The 17,323-nt window shown below is 44.7% G+C and carries 13 protein-coding genes; 5 read left to right on the top strand and 8 right to left on the bottom strand.

From position 1 onward, the window contains the following. Positions 1-42: 42 nt before the first annotated feature. From BW947_RS12830 to hyaA, 8 genes are all read right to left on the bottom strand, one after another. Complete coding sequence (locus tag BW947_RS12830; RefSeq protein WP_076500187.1) at positions 43-306, bottom strand: HypC/HybG/HupF family hydrogenase formation chaperone; 264 nt, start codon at positions 304-306, stop codon at positions 43-45. Further along, positions 306-1,097 (bottom strand): hydrogenase nickel incorporation protein HypB, encoded by a 792-nt coding sequence (gene hypB / locus BW947_RS12825; protein WP_076500185.1) that lies wholly within the window; start codon positions 1,095-1,097, stop codon positions 306-308. The genes BW947_RS12830 and hypB overlap by 1 nt, the downstream gene beginning before the upstream one ends. 208 nt (positions 1,098-1,305) lie before the next feature. Further along, complete coding sequence (hypF, locus tag BW947_RS12820; RefSeq protein ID WP_076500270.1) at positions 1,306-3,750, bottom strand: carbamoyltransferase HypF; 2,445 nt, start codon at positions 3,748-3,750, stop codon at positions 1,306-1,308. 94 nt (positions 3,751-3,844) lie between these two features. Continuing rightward, positions 3,845-5,806: a NiFe hydrogenase gene (locus BW947_RS12815; protein ID WP_076500184.1), complete on the bottom strand. Its 1,962-nt coding sequence runs from the start codon at positions 5,804-5,806 to the stop codon at positions 3,845-3,847. Continuing rightward, positions 5,787-6,350, bottom strand: coding sequence for a HyaD/HybD family hydrogenase maturation endopeptidase (locus BW947_RS12810; RefSeq protein WP_076500182.1), 564 nt, complete (start codon positions 6,348-6,350; stop codon positions 5,787-5,789). Before BW947_RS12810 ends, BW947_RS12815 begins: the two co-directional genes overlap by 20 nt. Positions 6,351-6,357: 7 nt before the next feature. Further along, positions 6,358-7,032, bottom strand: coding sequence for a Ni/Fe-hydrogenase, b-type cytochrome subunit (gene cybH, locus BW947_RS12805; RefSeq protein WP_076500180.1), 675 nt, complete (start codon positions 7,030-7,032; stop codon positions 6,358-6,360). Positions 7,033-7,051: 19 nt separating this feature from the next. Then, entirely contained in the window at positions 7,052-8,755 is a 1,704-nt protein-coding gene (gene hyaB / locus BW947_RS12800) for a nickel-dependent hydrogenase large subunit (protein WP_076500178.1), read from the bottom strand. A 3-nt stretch (positions 8,756-8,758) separates the two neighbouring features. Continuing rightward, a complete protein-coding gene (hyaA, locus tag BW947_RS12795) occupies positions 8,759-9,895 on the bottom strand; it encodes a nickel-dependent hydrogenase small subunit (RefSeq protein WP_076500176.1) in 1,137 nt (378 codons plus the stop codon). A gap of 617 nt (positions 9,896-10,512) precedes the next feature. On the opposite strand from hyaA, the gene BW947_RS18925 reads away from it, so the two are divergent. The 5 genes from BW947_RS18925 to mdoH all read left to right on the top strand — a co-directional run bounded on the left by BW947_RS18925 (position 10,513) and on the right by mdoH (position 17,160). Next, the gene (locus BW947_RS18925; RefSeq protein ID WP_076500268.1) at positions 10,513-10,725 is read left to right on the top strand and encodes a hypothetical protein; all 213 of its coding nucleotides are present in this window, start codon (positions 10,513-10,515) and stop codon (positions 10,723-10,725) included. After that, on the top strand, positions 10,689-11,348 hold the full coding sequence (locus BW947_RS12785) for a response regulator transcription factor (RefSeq protein ID WP_076500174.1): 660 nt from the start codon (positions 10,689-10,691) through the stop codon (positions 11,346-11,348). Before BW947_RS18925 ends, BW947_RS12785 begins: the two co-directional genes overlap by 37 nt. A gap of 87 nt (positions 11,349-11,435) precedes the next feature. Then, complete coding sequence (locus BW947_RS12780) at positions 11,436-12,860, top strand: ATP-binding protein (RefSeq protein WP_076500172.1); 1,425 nt, start codon at positions 11,436-11,438, stop codon at positions 12,858-12,860. 464 nt (positions 12,861-13,324) lie between these two features. After that, a complete protein-coding gene (locus tag BW947_RS12775) occupies positions 13,325-14,953 on the top strand; it encodes a glucan biosynthesis protein G (protein ID WP_076500170.1) in 1,629 nt (542 codons plus the stop codon). A gap of 23 nt (positions 14,954-14,976) precedes the next feature. Beyond that, positions 14,977-17,160 (top strand): glucans biosynthesis glucosyltransferase MdoH, encoded by a 2,184-nt coding sequence (gene mdoH, locus BW947_RS12770; RefSeq protein WP_076500168.1) that lies wholly within the window; start codon positions 14,977-14,979, stop codon positions 17,158-17,160. Positions 17,161-17,323: the final 163 nt, after the last annotated feature.

Genomic DNA, 17,323 nt, shown 5'->3' with positions numbered 1-17,323 from the left:
TGTACTTGATGTCAGATATGAATCTGTTTTTAAACTTAAGCGTTACATTAAAGATGTGGGCATTACCGCATCTTCGAGTTCGAGTTTAGTCACTATTTCACGATACAGTTCAATGCTGTGCAGTGCATCTTCCTTGTCGATTTTGTTCATCACAAAACCGATGTGGATCAACACATAGTCACCAAGTTCTAAAGGTTCTGCCATCAAATGGCTACTGACATCGCGGCGTACTCCTAGGGTATCTACGGTAACGCTTTGGCGGTCATTATCGATGGCGATAACTTGTGACGGTATGGATAAACACATTATTGTGTTCCTCGCATATTATCTTTAAGCCAATGGGCTACAGCGCGCATGGAATCACCATCTTTAATTGATACTTCAAGCAGTTGAATATCAGGATTGAGTTTTTTAAGCTGTGCTCTGGCTTCATCCATTTTGAAATCAAAATGAGGCAGTAGATCGCACTTAGTCACCAATACCACATCAGCACGGCGGAACATCACCGGATATTTTTCAATTTTGTCATCACCCTCTGGCACGGATAACAGCACGATATTTTTGTGGGTGCCGACGTCATAACTGGCCGGACAGACAAGATTACCGACGTTTTCGATAAAGCAGATATCGAGCCCTTCAAGTGGCAGATGATGCAGGGCGCCGTGCACCATAAAGGCATCAAGGTGACAGGCTGAACCGGTTTGAATTTGATAGGCTTTAATGCCTTTAGCAATTAAGCGGTCAGCATCGCGTGAGGTTTCTAAGTCACCTTCAATCACTGCGTAGTTGAGCTGTGTATATTCTTTCAGTTGTTCTAACAGCGTAGTTTTGCCGCTGCCGGGGCTACTCATAATATTAAAGGCAGTAATATTATGCGCCTCAAAATGGGCGCGGTTATGTCCGGCTTCGACATCATTTTTATCTAAAATCTTGTGGATCACTGATAAGGTTTTCTTATCATTTAACTGAGGATTGGTGTGTAACTCTTGATGTTCATGAGTATGGGAGTGACCGTGCGCATGGCTATGGTCATTATGATGTGTGTGCTCGCCTAAATGATCATGGCGGGTGAGGGAGCAACCGCAATCTTTACACATTTTATCTCTCCTTGGATTGGCACAGTTCTAGAACCTTGCCTGGCAAATCGTGAATATGGCTATAGGATCGTTAATTTGGTTACGCTAATGTTGAGTGTGATACAAATTGCGCTGTAGATCTTTGATGCCCGTCAGATTTATGGGGATAAAAAATAATCACAGGATGCTTATTAGCGCTTTTGTCGATTATTGTTATTTCTTAATAAAATCAGCTAAATCCCTGCGCATTAATCATGTGTTGATGCATGCCATACCAGAGTTGACCTAGGGCAATGCCGCCATCATTAATTGGGATGAGTTTACTGGGTAAAATGTGATTTCCTTGGGCGCTAAGTTTGCTAAGGCAGTATTCCAAAAGGTATTTATTTTGAAATACGCCGCCGCAGAGCACAGTTGGAATATTTTTGTACTGAGCGGCATAATCACAGATAGCATCACCTAATGTGTGTAAAAAGGCGCGGGAGATGGCATCGCGTCTGTTGTCTGTTAGCGTTTTTTCAGTAATTAATTCAACTATCTGCTTGAACATTTCACTGCTTTTCCACTGGTTGATATCAAGAGGTAAGTTAAGCGGTATGACGTCAAGGGCTAATGCATCGGCGCGATTAGCCGCGGCTTCTATTGCCATGCCGGCTTGACCTTCAAATTGGGTGGTTTCGATTAAGCCTAATGCGCAGGCGAGGGCATCAAATAATCTTCCAACGGATGAGCTTTTAAGGGCACGGTCGTTATGCCAGATTTTATACAAATTAGTTAGGGTATTTGGGCTTAGGCTGCTGAGTATGGGCAAGTTCAGTGCAAGTACAGCATTCAAGTTCATTTGCTTGAACAATAATGCCAATAATAACCTCACCGGTTGTTTAATTGCTTGCTCGCCGCCCAATAGGGACATTGGCTCAAAGTAAGCTAATCGCTGCGCTTTATCGAGCGTGGTTAATAACACTTCACCGCCCCATAAACTGCCATCGTCGCCAAGCCCGGTGCCATCAAAACTAAAACCTAATACGGTATCTTTATATTGGTTAGCCGCCATTACGCTGAGTACATGGGCATGGTGGTGCTGCACCGCTAAACATGCAATTTTGTGAGTGTTATCTAGCTCTACATTTGAGTTTGAGTGCGTCTCTGCCCAACGTGAAGGGGCATAATCAGGATGTTTATCGCGGATGATTAGCTGTGGTTCAAAGTGATACAGCCGTGAAAAAGTGGCTAAAGTGCGCTCAAAATACTGTTCTGCACCGACACTAAATAAATCGCCAATATGGGGACTTAAAAAAACATTGCAGCCAAAGCCTAGGGTAATAGCATTTTTTTGCTGCGCGCCTACCGCCAGAATTGATTGGCTGAGCGGCGTATCGAGTGAAAAACTTAGCGGTGCATAACCGCGCGCTAAGCGCAGCATTTGTATTTGTGTTTTAGTACCCAATTCAGTATTTGTTTGGATAACCTGCACCACACTGTCATCGCAACCATTAATAATGGGCCGATTATGATCCACTATCGCATCCACCACATGGCTTAAGCTATTAATCAACTCATCATAATCTGTGATGATAGGCTCACCAGAAACATTAGCGCTGGTCGCAACCAAAGGCCCTTTAAAAAGACTTAGCAGTAAATGATGCAGCGGCGTGTAGGGTAAAAATACTCCGAGCTTATTCAGATTAGGGGCGACAGCAAAGCTAAGATCGTGTTCAGCGCGACTGCTCATTAGCACTATGGGCCGCTCCTGTGAGCTGAGCACTTGCCACTCTGCATCCGTGCCGGTGACATACTGCTGCGCCATGGTGATATCTGCCATCATCACCGCCAGCGGTTTGGCTTGGCGCTGCTTTCGTAGCCTAAGTGTGTTGACGGCATTGCTGTTTTTGGCATCGCAGATTAAGTGAAATCCACCAAGCCCTTTAATCGCCAGAATTTGCCCTTGTTGTAATCTATCTGTTGCGGCTTGAAGCACCGCAAGGTCCGTACTCAATTCAGGTGCACTGACATTTGAGGCATTGGGAAGGATGCATTCCCGTTGCGGCGTTTTTAAACTGAGCTTGGGGCCACATGCTGGGCAGCTTACTGGCTGAGCATGGTAGCGACGGTCGAGTGGGTTTTGATATGCATTGGCGCAGTCGGGGCACATGTTAAAATCGGCCATAGCCGTATGGTGGCGATCATAAGGTAAGGCATTGATAATGGTGTATCTTGGGCCGCAGTTAGTGCAGTTAGTAAAGGCATAACCAAAGTGACGATCATCAGGGTTATGTATATCGTTTAAGCAATCTTGGCAGATACTTTTATCGGCAGATACCGCCACTTGTGCGCTTATTGATGAACTGGAATCATCGTCTTTATTGCTGTCACTTTTTATAATTTCAAATGCCGTTTCGCTTAGCAAAATCGGCAGCGGTGTTTGGGTTATATTGTCGATACGGGCCAGTGGCGGCGGGGTGGTATTGAGCGTTGTAATAAATTGCGTGAGATTGTCTTCTGTGCCTTGCAGCTCAATAGTGACGCCATTAACATTGTTGAGCACTGTGCCTGTTAGTTGATACTCAAGAGCATAACGATAGACAAAAGGACGAAATCCCACCCCTTGCACTATGCCAGTGATGTGCAACTGGCACCGCTTAAGCGCGGCGCCTTTATGAGTAAGGTATTCCAATGCCAGTCGGCGTTTTATGTGTAAATCACTGTGCTTTTTGTGCCGACTATGATGCTTATGCGGTTTTATACTTTTAAACTTCACTTTTGCTACCCTAAGCATGGGAATTAAGTCGTCGCTGCTTAACGTAAAGCGCGCCAACGGCTAAGTTATTACCGTCTACATCGAGACTGCGATTAATCATTAAGGGAAAGTTTTTACCTAGCCGTAAACTGATGCGCTTACATAAGGTTTCGTTCACCAATTCGTTGCCGGCTAAGGCAATATTATGCACACCGATATTTAAATCGATATGCTCTAGCCAGTTGGCAAGATAATCAGCCAGAGAGTCTTGCATCGCAAAGGCCAGTTGACTGGGGTCATCATTACCGGCAATACGAAAACTTAATAGTGAACCTAAAGTTTTGCACCAGTTCAGGCTACGGTGCGCTTCACCTTTGGTCAGCGGGTAATCAATACGCGGGGCATTGGCACCGTGGTAACGCATGGCGGCGGCCATCAGTGCATCGCTGAGCCATTCTTGGCTTTGGTTTTCCTCTTGGGGATTAAGGCCCATTAAAATGGCGGCAATCGCCCACAGGCTTTGTAAATTATCGCGCCTGCCATGCAGTTTTAGGCTCAAAAGTGCTAAATAGTCGCCTGGGAATAGGTGCTTAAATTTTTGTGCTATAGCATTTTGCGGGCTGTTATCCAGTTGATGGAAGATTTCATAACCGTTATCGGGTAGTTCGGGTAGGGCGAAAAAGAGTTCAGTGTCACCTTTATTATCGCAGGTGACGATTTGACTTGCGTGACTATGACTTAGGTAAATCACGGCGGCATTTTTTGCTGGTTTGTGGCTGGTGAGTTTACCGTTTAACAGTGCACTGAATAACGCAGCATCCGCTATGGTGTGATTTTCTGTATCGTTATCGTCAAAATCGGTAATCTCTTTGACGACAGCGCTTTCAAAATCATTACCTTCAAAATCATTACTCTCAACAGTAAAGCCTTCTACTGTTGGTTTGTGAGGTAAGGCGGCGACACTCAGCTCTCCTTGCTGTAAACGTGAGCGAGAACGTTTAGATGCTTGCCACTTTGCTTGATATCCATGAAAAATAACAGTTTCTCTTAAGGGTTCAGGTGCGATAAGGTTTTTAACGGCAACAGAATCGACTCCTACACTGCAAATCTGCGCCCATGCGCCATCGATCCACGCTAGTTGTGGCCGCTGATGCTGTCCTTGAATATAAATCCAATCGATACCTTTTTGTCGCAGTACTTCGGCGAGCACTAATGTCACTCGACTATAAGCAAAGCAAATTTCGTAGAGCGGCGCGTTGAGTTTATCGTGCTCTTGCGTTGGTCTGGCACAAATAAGCGGTTTTTCAATGCTGGATAGTGCAAGGATTTGTGCATCATTCAAACAAAAATGGGCATTCAATGTATTGGGGTTACAAATTAACAGCTGTGGCCGTCCGCCTAAGGATTCATTAAAGGGAGTCAGGCTGAGTTGCAGGTTATCGGCAGCGGCTAACGTTAATGTGACTTGTGTTGGTAAATCCTGTGTTGGTAAATTTTGTGTCGATAAACCCTGCGTTAGTAAATCCTGCACCATGGCGTGAATATCGGATAGCGTTAACGCTTTTTGCGCGGGCGTTAATAGCGTTTCACCTTTACAGCAAGGGCAGGTTAAATCTAGCGCGCCAAATTTAGCTGACTGATTATCGCCAATCAGGGGATAGCAGTGCTGGCAAAAGGGTGTGAGCGCTTGGTTGCTATCTGATTGTGGATAATTGAGTAAGGTTTTCCCACCTAGAGGCGTATCGATGGCCTTAATGCTGGAGTCAATCAGCCACGCAGAAATTAAAAAGTCTGCGGCTATGGCATCGGCTAATTGTTCTAGCTGAGTTTGTTCACCTAAAGCCTCGATAAAGTAGTTATATGTGCCAAAGCCATTTTGCCCATCACAGCCTATGTTAATGTTCAGTGCATCGTAATGTAGATATTGATTACATAAATGTGCATATAAAGGCACCTGACGTGAACAGGTAAAATCAAATCGAATATTCTTCATCTGCATGGACGCCACGTTTATAAGAATCAGGGATCAGCGAGTCGATACTATGTTCAGCAATACGCGTTGCAGTGAACCCAAGGGAGGATAAATGCGATAACAGCGTTTTTTCCATTAACGGTACCGCTGCCGCGACCTTAGGAGTAAGGCCAAGAACCATAGGTTCAAGTACTGTAGGTGTTACCCCTAAGATAAAGGTTTTAGGACGGTCACCCACCATTTCCATCATATTAAGGGTTTGCAGCATTTCAACTTCATGGGCGCTGCCTTGCCAATCGATTTCTTTGGGCGCTTTATCAAAATCGAAGAAGTAGACTTCGCCAGCTTCGACCCCGTTGGCATTGACGGTATCGACCACGATTAAGTATTCATATTGGCAGATAATAGGAATGAGCCCTTGAGCCAAGGTGCCACCATCGAGCAGCTCTAGCCGATGAGACTCATGGGTAAACTGATAGTTATCAGAAATGTAATTGACAAAATGTACGCCGATACCTTCATCGGCGTACAGGACATTGCCAATACCAAGCAGCAATATCTTCATTGGGCTCCTAGTGGTGTGAGTCTGGCTTTGGATAGTCGTAGCCAGAGACAATTGAGTCGACAGAGTTATGTTTGAAACGTATTCCTGACCAAACCGCCATGTAGACGTGGATCACGACAAAAATAACAAATGCCCAAGTTAAATAATGATGCCAAATCCTCAGCTGTGCCAGTCCACCCATTTGTGCGGTGATCCAAGCTGCACTCCCCCAAAGCATGCCACCTAAACCTTCGTGGTACACATTGGCGTATAGCACCAGACCCGTTATGCATATCACAACAGCGACAAGTGAGATTGCTACATAAGTCACAAATTGCAGCGGTCCATAGACACCAGCTTTATGCAAATGGCCCATCCACAAATAGGATTTGAGCTGAGTGATCCAGCTTTTTATGTTCATTACATCTCGAAATGAGCGCCGCTCAATATCACTTCGACTGAAAAAATACAGATAGAAGCGCACTAAGGTGATAGCGGTTAATAGAAAACCACCCATCAGATGAGCGAAGCGGATCCAGCCCTGTACCAGTACATCAGAGCTATCGGGTGTGGCTAAAAACGGCCAAGAAATATAAAATCCTGTCACGACGAGCACGAGAATTGATAATGCCCGTAGCCAATGAAAAATCCGTATTGCAGGACTAAAAACCAGTGTCCGAATGCGGGTTGCAGAATGGTCCATTTTGCGTTCCCTCCCTCGTTTATTGGCCATTGGGGCTGACACGAAACTCGCTCAGTTCCTGACCTTTAAAATCCATAACGTGTACTGAACACGCCATGCAAGGGTCAAATGAGTGAATAATACGTATCACCTCAAGGGGTTTAGTGGGATCTTCCAGTTTTAGGCCGATGAGTGATGCTTCATAGGGCCCCATTTTCCCGTTGGCATCAATAGGACCGGCGTTCCAAGTGGTCGGTACCACAGTTTGATAGTTTTCAATCACACCATTTTTGATTCTGATCCAGTGGCTTAACGAACCACGGGGAGCTTCCATCATGGCATGGCCAATATATTCCTTATTCGGGTCCATATCGGGTTTTATATAGGTTGTTTCATCTGACTGAATATTGGTAATTAATGCGTCGAAGGTTTTTAAGCCTTGTTGCGCCGCGATCAGTGTTTGCAACATACGTGCAGCGGTACGGCCTAAAGTGGTAAATAATGCTTCAATAGGTAAGCCCGTCCGCGCGAGTAGGCCATTAACGGTATCCACAACAATTTGATTACCGCGGGCATAGCTAACCAGTAAGCAAGCGAGTGGGCCAACTTCAACCGGTTCACCTTTATAACGAGGTGATTTCACCCACGAATATTTACCGTCACCGTCTAAGGTTGGCAATTTACCGTAAACAGTATCGCGCTCAACAAAGCCGGTATAGTTAGGGATAGTTGTCCCGTCGTAGGGGTGTTGCGGCGCATCGGCGCTGTACCAAGCGTGGGTGACGTCTTCGGCAATCCAGTCTGGGTTGATATCACTGACGCCCGCTAAATCGCCATTCATAATCACACCTTGGTCAAACAGGTGCTCACCATTGGCAAGAACAAACTCTTGTGAAGCCATAAAGTTCTTCACGTTAACGCCACCCAGTACACTGGGTTCAGCACCAAAAGCTTCGGCGGCCATGACGATGTCAGCTTGGTATCCGCGCACAATAAAGTCAGTCACGATAGCGTGTTTTTGCTTCCATTCTTGCAGGCGTGCAGGGCTTAACATGTCGCGTACTGAGGTTACTCCGCCGACCACAATCGATTGTGGATGAGGAGATTTACCGCCGAATATTGCCATCATTTCAGCAGCAATACGCTGTATTTCAAGAGCTTTAAGGTAATGTGATAGAGCAACAAGGTTTTGTTCAGGCGTAAATTTATAAGTGCCATTACCCCAATAAGCATTCGCAAAAGGGCCCAGTTTACCGGTATCGACAAAGCCCTTAATTCGCTCCTGGACTGCCCTTAAGTCACCTTCACCAGCGGCAATGGGGTTATCGGTATATTTTAAGGCAACTTGGGCGGCTTTCGCGGGATCGGCGCTGAGTGCAGAAACCACATCAACCCAATCTAACCCATGTAGGTGATAAAAATGCACAATATGGTCGTGCATAAATAATGAGGTTTGCATCAGTGAGCGCAAATATTTAGCGTTAAGTGGAGTGGTCATCCCTAAGGCATTTTCCACCGCTTCAGTACCACAGCGGTAGTGTGAATAAGTACACACACCGCAAATGCGCTGGACAATTAATCCCACGTCCATTGGAGTACGGCCTTTAAGAATGACTTCAATACCGCGCCACAGGGTAGAAGATGACCAAGCCTTACTGATGACATTATTCTCATCCACTTCGACTTCGATACGTAAGTGACCCTCAATACGTGTGATAGGGTCGATAACTACGCGTTTACTCATGGGTTATTCCTCCAGCGGTTTGGCAAAAAGACTGGCAACAGCATGAGCTCCAATACCCACAACAGTCGCGCCTAAAATCACCGCACCAATAGTATCTGCGGTCGCATCCAATCCATGGAGGAGTTGACGGCCAAGGGGTTTTTCAAAGTCAGCCATATCATCCCAGAAGTTAGGTTCTGAGCAGCCCATACAACCGTGTCCAGCGAGTACTGGCCAACTTGTGTGATGGTTAAAGCGCTCGGTGGGGCAGTTGTTGTAGGTATAAGGTCCTTTACAACCGACTTTATACAAGCAATAGCCTTCTTTAGCGCCATGATCGCCAAACTCTTCAACAAATTCACCGGCATCAAAGCGGCCGCGGCGTTCACAGTTATCGTGTACCCGTGCGCCATAAGCCCATTTAGGTCTGTTAAACATATCCAGCGCAGGTAATTTGCCGAACATAATGAAGTACATCAAAGTGCCAACTATGTTCTTTTCGCTTGGTGGGCAACCTCCTAAGTTAATCACGGGTTTACTGACCACCTCATGTACGCCCTTAGCCCCCGTTGGGTTCGGATAGGCGGCTTGCACGCCACCGAACGCGGCGCAAGTGCCTACAGATATAATGGCTGCAGCGCCTTCTGCGGCATGTTTGATGATTTCTAAACCTGTGTGACCTTTACAGCCTACCGTTAAAAAACTGCCGTTATTTGCAGTGGGAATCGCCCCTTCAACGGCCAGTAAATAACGTCCTTTGTAGGTTTCGAGTGCATTTTCAAGGTTTTCTTCGGCTTGCCAACCAGAGGCCGCCATTAAGGTTTCGTGATATTCCAAGGAGATGTGATCGAAAATTAGCGAGTCTAGGTTTGGCGTATCGGTACGAATTAACGATTCTGAACAGCCCGTACATTCGGCCATATGCAGCCAGATTAACGGAACTCTGTCGGCTAGCTCAGCGGCCTGTGCAACTAAGTTACTAAAGGGCAGTGGTAATGCGAGCATGCCCGTCACCATGGCACTCCATTTCATGAAATCACGGCGACTGATGCCATGTTGTTGCATCTTTTCAATCAAGGATTGCTGTTGACGGGGAGCGAATTGGCGTAACGCATCTAAGCGAGCCTTTCCCTGTTCATATAGGGCTGCATGTGTGTCCATGGGTCAACCTTTATTGTTGTTTAAATGTAAATTGGTAAGGGTTTACATAATTGACAAACTCAGTTTAGCCCTGGGGAATGTAAATAATGTTGATATATATCAAGGATTTTAAATCAACGTGACGAAAGCGGATTCTACATTCCATTAACATGACGCAGATCTGATTTCAGTTTTTAAAGTGGGTCAAAATGTCGCGCTTTTGTCATGTTGCAGGCAAGAGAGTATTAAGGGGGCTGTTTGTGGATTCAATTGAGTCGATACCAGCGTGATGCGCTTAATCCAGTTAATTGAAGCAATATCAAATAGGTTAATAAAGCCTTAAGATTGGTTGAATAGATTTGGATACAATTGTTGGTGTTAAACGTCCTTAATAATGAACCTCGATATTTTTGAAATAGATCCTTAATATTATGGTGATATAGCGAAGCGTGGCGCCGATTATCACGCCGGTTATATCGTATATTTGCTGCAGATAGTAAGGTTAAGAGTGTGACGGAATGGTGTGGTTGCAAGTATGACGAAGTATGCGGTAAGGCGTAAAATAGATAGCATTTTCACACTAATATAATGTTATACCAATCACATTAACTATCTAACCAGTTCAGAGCCCCACAGGTATTTCAACGCGCTTTATACTGGGTTTAAGGCTTTCGCCAGAGCACCACTATGCTTTCAAGCCTTCGCCTTGTCTAAAGCGCGTTGTACTCCCGCTGAATGAACAGATAGTTAATACGATTGGTATTAGAAACGTTAAAATTAGCATTCCCACCCATCGCTCAGTTAAGGAGATTAAATGCGTATTATGTTGGTTGAAGATAATGAGTTATTAGCCCAAGGAATATGCCTAAGCTTAGGTAAGCTAGGCATGCAGGTTGATCATCTTAATACTTACCAACAAGCATTACAGGGTGTTAAAAATGAAAGTTTTAGTGCCATAGTGCTCGACCTTGGTTTACCCGATGGCAACGGCAAAGAATTACTCAAGACTTGGCGGCAGCAAGGGGTATCCATTCCAACGATAGTGTTGACCGCTAATACCAATTTTGATACTAAACTTGAGTGTTTGGACATAGGTGCTGATGATTATTTAGGTAAACCCTTTGATGTGCGTGAGTTGGCAGCCCGTATACGTGCCATTGTTAGGCGTCAGTATGGACTCGATCACAACAGTTTGATTATTGGCGCATTGAGTATTGGCTTAGATACTCGTGAGGTGATTTTTCGCGAACAAAATGTAGTGCTTTCACGCCGTGAGTTTCAATTATTACTTGAACTTGCCCAGTCAGCTGGGCGCGTATTGACCCGCAGTCAACTCGAGCAGTTAACTTATGGTTGGGATGAAGTCGGTAGCAACTCGATTGAAGTGCATATTCATCATTTGCGTAAGAAGCTCGCCAACGAGCTGATTAAAACTGTGCGTGGCATAGGTTATACCTTGATTGAAACAAATTAATCCGATCAATTCAGTGACAAAAACTGCGTTTGTGGGTATTGATATCTTAACTGTTTGCTGAGAATGTAAAGACGTTAGGAAATTTAAGTGATTAGATTAAAAGGGCAGGATGTGTATTCACTGCGTTTAGTGCTGACATTATTGATTTTGTCAGGGATTTCAGTCTCAGTGGCTGTCTCTAGCTGGTTGAGCACCCGTGATTCTAAGCATCAAATAGAAGAGCTTTTTGATGCGCAAATGATACAAACTGCAAAAATGCTGGAGCTGTTTTATCATACAGATCTTGGCGCACCCGTTAAAAATCAAACGAAACTGCAAATATTGCATGTCCCAGATAGTCAAATCAGCACTTTTGCTGAAAAAGCGGATGCGTTGAAACTCGCCTATGAGCATAAGTTGGCGTTTCAAATTTGGAGTGAGGCAGGTGAAGCGCTGGTTTTATCCGATAATATTGGCCTCAAACCGATTACGCGTTTTGTGCAGGGCTATCATCAGACCATGTTTGAAGGTCAACTTTGGCATGTGTTTAGTTTTTTCTCAATAAAAAATAATGTGTGGATTGTGACCGCTCAGCGTGATGACGTGCGTCAAGAGTTGGTATCACAAATTATGCATAATGCAGTGATAGTGCCCTTGATTGTGGTGCCTTTGACATTGTTGATCGTAAGCTTATTGTTTTATCTTTTATTCAGGCCGTTAAAAACCTTTGAAAGAGAATTAATCAGTCGAGCGCCAAACGATCTTACGCCACTGACCATGTCGTTACCCAAAGAGCTTGTGCCTGTGCGCCGCGCATTAAATTTGTATATTGATAGCATTGCCCGCTTTATTGCCCGTGAACGCCGCTTTAGCGCCGATGCCGCCCATGAACTAAAAACACCATTATCGGTAATTAAATTACATCAACATGGTTTAGAAAGCTTGATTGAGGACGATCCGCAGCAGAAGTTTCATTTAGCGGCGATTGATGCGGGTGTCGAACAGATGAGTCATACGGTTGAACAGCTCCTAGTGCTTGCTAGAGTTGATTCAATTAATGAACTTAATGTGTCATCTCATGGTATTTTGCCGATGATTGAAGATGCACTTAATCAGCTGATGCCACAAATAACTGATTATGAATGGAACATGGATATTACCTCTGTGCTGACCGTGAAATGCGACCGCTTTTATTTGCTACTCGTGCTAAAGAATATTATTGAAAATGCCTGTAAATACAGCCCCAAGGAATCTGAAATATCAATCTCAGCTCGCATTGTTGATGATGAAATCAGTATTTGTATTGCAGACAAAGGGCAAGGTATGTCGGAACTGCAGATTGCCAGTGCAACTGAGCGCTTCTATCGTGTAAATGAAAATGAGGGCATTGGTGCCGGTTTAGGGTTGTCTATTTGTCATCACATCATTGAGTTGCATCAAGGTCGTTTGGTGTTGGCAGCAAGAGAGCTGGGAGGATTATCGGTGACTATTTTTTTGCCACGTGAGCAGCACAAGTCAAATCGAGAAATATAAGCAGTACTATAATGATCTTACTTCAGTTTGTAGCTGAATTTAGTTAGAACGCGAATATGCTGCTTATCGACTTTAACGCTAGAGTGTATTGTTTTATCAGATTTTTGTCGCAGGTGACATTCTGTACCTTTTAAGTTTTGCAACATTAAATCAAGCCTTTTCAAAGCACTGTTTATTGGCAATCATGTCGTATTTTGAACAAAAAATGTTGTTTTGTAACTGTGAAAGCATAAATAAGCATGCTAATGTTATTTTTATATGCTTTTTTAGTATAGACTTATTCTTAAATAGTATTGTCTAGAAGGAGTTAACTGCATCTTTACTTATGCGTTTTTTTCTCATTCTGATATCTTTCGCGATATATAAGCGGTTGTTTTTTTTCATCACTCATTCAGAGTGGGGGAAATGCGCTGCACATATAAAAAACATTGATTTTTTTAGTTTATTTTTTAGGTTACCTATCTATGGTTAGCTTGTTGCGTTGCCCATCGTCCAAACCTTATTCGTCACTCATCTGTTCATTGACGCTAGGCGCTGTTGTCGCCCTGTCTGGTGTCGCGTACGCTGAAGAGACAATTCCCACCGAGACAGTGCCTGTGGTTACTCCACCGAAAGCAATTGTTCAGCCGGCGGCTAAAAATCAAGTGCGCTTTACTAAAACAGGCGCTTTTGATGGTGAGACTGTCATAAAAATCGCAAAACGTTTGGCAGCAAAACCCTATGTGGCCCTCAAAGACCCTTTACCTGCTGGCCTTGCGAAACTGTCCTACGATGAATACCGTGATATCCGTTTCAATCCGACTGCGTCAATTTGGCGTGATCAGGGTGTGCCTTTTCAAATGCAAATGTTCCACCGTGGTTTTTATTTCCAAGATCTGATTGAAATAGCCGTCGTTGAGGGGAATAAAGCGACACATTTGGCCTATGAGCCTAAGTATTTCACAGCCGGTGAAGTGATTACCCAAGCGTTACCCAATGACGATATTGGTTATTCCGGCTTTCGTATTCATAACCAACTGAATACTAACGGTGTTTTTGATGAGCTAATGGTATTTCAAGGTGCGAGTTATTTTCGTGCTCTGGGTAAAGGTAATGCCTATGGCTTATCTTCACGTGGTTTAGCCTTAAAAACTGCTGATGCCGAAGGGGAAGAATTCCCGATATTTCGCGCATTTTGGGTTGAGCGTCCATACAATGATAGCAATTTGATTGTTGTACATGCTTTGTTAGATAGCCCAAGTGTAGCGGGGGCTTATACCTTCTCAGTGCGTCCAGGCGATAACACGCTGATTGATGTTGAAGCGACACTGTTTCCACGGGTTGAACTCAATAAAGTCGGTCTAGCGCCAAGTACTAGCATGTTCTTACATTCGCTAAATGGCCGTCACGATACCGACGATTTTAGACCAGAAGTACATGATTCTGATGGTTTATTGATGTTAAATGGTCGTGGTGAGTATTTGTGGCGTCCACTGGCTAATCCGCGTCAATTACAAGTTAGTGCGTTTTCAGACAACTCTCCACAGGGTTTTGGGTTAATCCAACGTGAACGTGACTATGAGGCATACCAAGATTTAGAAGCCCATTATGAACGTCGTCCTAGTTTGTGGATTGAACCGGTCGGTAATTGGGGCCAAGGTTCAGTGGTGTTAACTGAAATTCCGACTGAGTCAGAAATCCATGACAACATAGTGAGCTATTGGAAACCACGTCAACCTATCCCCGCTGGCGGTGAGTTTCATTTTGCTTATCGTATGAGCTGGGGTGATGAACCTACCGCTAAAATAGGCGCAGTGCATGTGTCTCGTTCTGCCAGTGGTCGTGCCGATATTGCTAAAGCAACACCAAGACGTTTATTTGTGGTTGATTACGAAATTAAAGGCCCGATGACGGATGAAATACCTGTTGCTAAAGTTGAAGCCTCTGGCGGCGTAGTGACCAATGTGGTGATTGCCCGTAATGCTACCAAAAATGGTTACCGCTTAGCCTTTGAGTTAGAACCAGAAGATAAAGAACTTATCGAACTGCGTGCTGAACTCAAATTTCCCACTCCTCGTCAGGTTGAAACCTGGCTCTATCGCTGGACGCTGTAAGGTTCATGACGGAGCAACATAATATGACTGTACCCGATAACTCGGTACTCGAGACAGAAGTTCTCGTCGGTGGTAGCGCTATGCCAAATGAACGGCCTGGCGCGATGGAACCGCAAAATTTAAGCAAGATGCCGGAAGGTTTTCCGCGCCGTAGCACAGTGGCGAATGGGGTGCGTTCGCGCGCCTCTCGCCGTTTTTTTGTGGTTGGCGGCGCTTTATTAATGTCTCTGTTTGCTATTTATGAAATGGGTGCGGTATTTAGTATTGGTGGGATAACGCCCTTAGAGTATCTGGTACTGGTACTATTTGCGGTTAACTTTTGCTGGATTGCTTTAGCATTTTGTAGTGGTATTGCAGGTTTCCTCATCTTGTTACGTAAGCCGCGTGCCAAAGACTTGGATGCGACGCAGCTGCATACGCGTACCGCGATTTTGATGCCAACCTATAACGAATCTCCTGACAGAGTATTTTCAGCGGTCTCAGTAATGGCTGAAACTTTGTCGCAAACCGGACATGGTCATGCTTTTGATTGGTTTATCTTAAGTGATACTACAGATCCGGATATCGCATTGCTCGAAGAGCAGGCGTTTTTGGTGTTACGCCAAGAAACTCATAAGCATTCGCGGGTTTATTATCGTCGTCGTCGTAAAAACGTCGCCCGTAAAGCGGGTAACGTGGCGGATTTTTGCCGTCGTTGGGGATCGCGCTATGATCATTTATTGGTGCTTGATGCCGACAGCTTGATGGAGTCGTCAACAATCACAGGCTTAGCGCAGCGTATGCAAGCCGATCCCGATGCGGGCTTGATTCAAACCATTCCATCTTTAATCAATGGCACCACCTTAATGGCGCGTTTACAGCAATTTGCAGCGCGTATTTATGGTCCTGTGATTGGCACTGGATTAGGTTGGTGGGTACAAAAAGAAGGTAACTTCTGGGGCCACAATGCGATTATTCGTACAGAAGCCTTTATGACTGCGGCAGGCTTACCCAACCTTAAAGGTAAACCGCCTTTTGGTGGCCATATCATGAGTCATGATTTTGTGGAAGCCGCGTTAATTCGTCGTGCTGGCTGGAGCGTCGTTATTGCCTATGACTTGCCAGGTTCCTACGAAGAATGCCCACCATCGATTATAGATTTAGCCGTACGTGATCGTCGCTGGTGCCAAGGTAACCTGCAGCATTCACGTATTTTGCCGACCAAAGGTCTGCACTGGGTGAGTCGTTTGCATTTACTGACGGGTATCATGGCTTATTTATCATCACCTTTCTGGTTGATGTTAATTTTGACCGGTTTGATGCTGGCTCTGCAGGCACACTTTATTCGACCTGAATATTTTACCGACCAATTTTCACTGTTCCCCACTTGGCCCATCATGGACTCGGACAGGGCATTAAGATTGTTCTACATTACGATGGGCGTTTTATTTGGCCCTAAAGTATTTGGTGTCTTGTTACTGCTTAAAGACGGCGAGTTTGCTCGCAGTGTTGGTGGCCGAATTAAAGCGATATTTAGTGTGATCTTTGAGGTCATACTCTCAGCGCTTATCGCACCTATCATGATGTTTATTCATTGTGGCGCAGTGATGTCGATTTTGATGGGGCGGGATAGTGGTTGGTCGCCGCAGCGTCGTGATGATGGCAGTATGCCTTGGATGACGCTTTTATACCGTCATCGCTGGCACATGCTAGCGGGTATTATGTTAGGTTATGCGGCTATTTTGGATTCTTTGACACTCTTAGCGTGGATGAGTCCTGCTTTAATTGGTCTGTGGTTTGCCGTACCTATCTCTGCATGGACGGGTTCAGTTAAAATAGGCGAAGTATTCAAACGGGCAGGTATTCTCGCAACTCCAGAGGAGCGTAATCCCGCCGTTATTTGTCTTCAAGCACAAGAAGCGCGTACTGCCTACCAAGGTTTTATTGCGGAACCTTGGACATTAGAGCAGCTTCTTAAAGATCCTACGTTAATGGAACTACATTTGGCTATGGTTGATAAACAACCCTTGCGCGCCGCTGGCACACCAATTGAAGCGATGGAAGCGATATTGCATGTGAAGGTATTAGAAGCGCGTTGTCAGCAAAGTGCTTTAGCGCTACTTAATCGTCAAGAAATGGCGATGGTGTTAGCCAACCCACAGATGCTGCGTAACTTACAAAAATTACCTGAACAATTTATCGAAGAAGATTTAGTTTCTTTTTGCTAATTGTTATTAGCGTATAGCTTGTCTTAAATGCCACTGACGAAGTTCAGTGGCATTTTTCTTTTCATTATCTATAGTTAGCGCTAGCAATTCATCAATCTCCGTGGAATAGTCTTAATGTAGTGTTCGTCCTCTGACATGATTGCAGACTGTATTAAGGGAGTGT

Origin of the sequence: Shewanella morhuae, assembly GCF_900156405.1 — a bacterium.
Lineage (GTDB): Bacteria > Pseudomonadota > Gammaproteobacteria > Enterobacterales > Shewanellaceae > Shewanella > Shewanella morhuae.
The sequence above is the reverse complement of the archived record's forward strand: the minus strand, read 5'-3'. Positions and strand labels throughout refer to the sequence as shown.